Raw genomic sequence first — 2,628 nt, forward strand, 5'->3', positions numbered from 1 at the left:
TGCGATCCCGATCATCCGCCCGCGGATGGTCGACGCGGCCACCGGCGCGATCCCGATCATCCGGCGCCGCCTCGACTGACGGTCGTCGACCCTCGGGGCGTCAGGATCCGAGCGGCTCGATCCGCACCGTCAGCTTCACCCTGGCGCCTAGTCCGAGCGTCGACTCCGGCGGCAGCCGCGAGGGTCCCTGCAGCGGGCGACCGTCGAGCAGGGTGCCGTTCTTCGCATCGAGCGGCACCACCCACCAGCCGTCATGCCGCAGCTCGAGGACCGCGTGCTCCCGGGACACGCCGGGCCGGTCGATGACGAGGTCGGCGTGCGACGACCGGCCGATCGTGGCGCGGCCCTTCTCGCGCGGCACCATCCGCACGTCCGTCCCGTGCACGACGATGAGGTCGCCGTCGCCGAGCACCTCGGTGCGCGCCTCGTAGGGCCGCGTGACACCGTCCGGGTCGGCGGGTCGCACCCCGGGCAGCACCTCCGTGACCCCCTCCGAGACCGGCACGGGTCCTGCCGGATCCGGCACCGCCTCCGATCGCCCCTCCGCCTCGCGCAGCTCCCCCGCCTTCAGGTCCTCGGTGACGGGATCCTCGCCGTCGGGATCCGCCGGATGCACCGTCCGCTGCACGTACGCCTGCCGCGCCCGCAACGAGATGTCGCGCCGCAACGTGATCAGCGGATCCGTCACCAGGTGCCACTGGTTGTCGCGGGCGTAGGAGACGTAGAAGTCGGTGAGGTCCGCCACGGCGGCGTCCGTGCCGACCGATGAGGTGATGAGCCGGTAGTCCTCCGGGCTCACGTGGACGTCGAGGGCCGCCGCCGCGACCCGCCGCCCGGAGGCCATGACCGAGTACGACTCCTTCAGCAGCTTCGCGAGCGACCGCTGCACGGCGATGCCGTCGTGGTGGGTGCCCGGCAGCAGCCCCGACCAGACGAACCGCAGGAGGGCCTTCGGATCCGCGGTCCCCGTGACGCGCATGAGGGTCCGGGCGAGCGCGAACGCGACGAGCCCCGCGAGGACGAGCCCGACCAGGAACGCGAGTACCTCACCGCCGGCCGCCCCCATGCCGCGACGATACCCAGCGACCATGACGACCGGCGCCCGTGGTTCCCAGGGGAACCGGCGAGAAACGCGGCCCAGCGCCACGGGTGGGGCCGGACCGTCTGCCGGCGTCGCGGATGAGCAAGGGCGCTCGGACCCCGTTCCGCCGTCGAGCGGGGCGCTCCTGTCCACACCCGAGGAGTCCCATGCTGCTGTCACTGATCGTGTTCGCGGGGATGTTGATCATCGCCGTCTCGATGGTCGTGGCGAAGGCGCGGTCACGGCGCCGGGGCCGGTCGGACGACGACCGGCGCGGGCGTTCCCAGCAGGACTGACCGGCGGGCGGACTGAGCGCCGGTCCCGGCGGCGCCGAGGGGAGATCCCTCGCAGCCGCCGGGCACCGAGCAGCGAGCACCTCGGTCCTGATCGTCCACCACGGCGATCCGTGCCGGGCCGCTCGAGCCTCGCTCCGCGACGACGGCCGAGGCTCCACCACGAACCCGGCCGACGAGGAGACGGTATACGCCGGTGGCCCCCGCCCGTGACCCCCGTTGCATCACGAATCGACGACGGCCGGGTGCGCGGAGATCGGTTCCCTCCACGTGCGACACCGCTTAGGGTCGCTTCACGCCGGCACCCGGCCGGGAGGAAGGAGCGCCGTGCGCCACCACGCGTCCCGGATCTGCGGCATCGTGCCCCCCTACATCCTCGAAGCCCTCGCACGTCACGACGACGCCGTCATCCGCGACGCCGCCGCCCGAACGCTCGCGGTGACCGTCGACCTCGGCGCACGCCGCACCGCCGCGGCGGCCGGGCCGGGCGCCCGGGGCGCGACGGCGCCGCACGAGCACCGCAGCGTCTACGACGCCCACGGCACCGAGGACCTGCCCGGCACCCTCGTCCGCGACGAGGGTGCCGGCGCCGGCCACGACATCGCCGTGAACGAGGCCTACGACGGCCTGGGCGACACGTGGACGCTCTACCAGGACGTCTACGGCCGCAACTCGATCGACGACCGAGGGCTCACCCTGCTCGGCTCGGTGCACTTCGGGCAGCAGTACGACAACGCGTACTGGGACGGGCAGCAGATGGTCTTCGGCGACGGGGACGGCGTGCTCTTCAACCGGTTCACCATCGCGGTGGACGTCATCGGTCACGAGCTCACCCACGGGGTCACCGGCGCGACCGCGAATCTCGCCTACCAGGGCCAGTCGGGGGCGCTGAACGAGTCGGTGTCCGACGTCTTCGGCTCGATCGTGAAGCAGTACAGCCTGAACCAGACCGCGGAGCAGGCCGACTGGTTGATCGGCGCCGGCCTGCTCGCGTCCGACATCGACGGGGTCGCCCTCCGGTCCATGAAGGCGCCGGGCACGGCCTACGACGACCCGCAGCTCGGCGGCAAGGACCCTCAGCCCGCCACCATGGCCGGCTACGTGCACACGGCGAGCGACAACGGCGGCGTGCACATCAACTCCGGCATCCCCAACCACGCCTTCTCCCTGGCGGCCCTCGCGCTCGGCGGCAACAGCTGGGACAAGGCCGGGCACGTCTGGTACGCGACCCTGACCGGCGGCGCGCTGCGCGCG

The 2,628-nt window shown here is 72.8% G+C and carries 3 protein-coding genes; 2 read left to right on the forward strand and 1 reads right to left on the reverse strand.

Annotation, left to right across the window (positions count from 1 at the left end; translation table 11 throughout):
* Nucleotides 1–100 precede the first annotated feature (100 nt).
* Nucleotides 101–1,066, reverse strand: coding sequence for an FhaA domain-containing protein (locus tag JWQ92_RS08225; RefSeq protein ID WP_297343978.1), 966 nt, complete (start codon nt 1,064–1,066; stop codon nt 101–103).
* Between the two features lie 182 nt (nt 1,067–1,248).
* Between JWQ92_RS08225 and JWQ92_RS08230 the strand changes: the two genes are divergently transcribed.
* Nucleotides 1,249–1,377, forward strand: coding sequence for a hypothetical protein (locus JWQ92_RS08230; protein WP_297343979.1), 129 nt, complete (start codon nt 1,249–1,251; stop codon nt 1,375–1,377).
* Between the two features lie 324 nt (nt 1,378–1,701).
* The coding region (locus JWQ92_RS08235) for a M4 family metallopeptidase (protein ID WP_297343980.1) at nt 1,702–2,628 on the forward strand (927 nt) is incomplete at its 3' end.

The organism is Amnibacterium sp., from assembly GCF_025463795.1.
In the GTDB taxonomy this organism is placed as follows: domain Bacteria; phylum Actinomycetota; class Actinomycetes; order Actinomycetales; family Microbacteriaceae; genus Amnibacterium.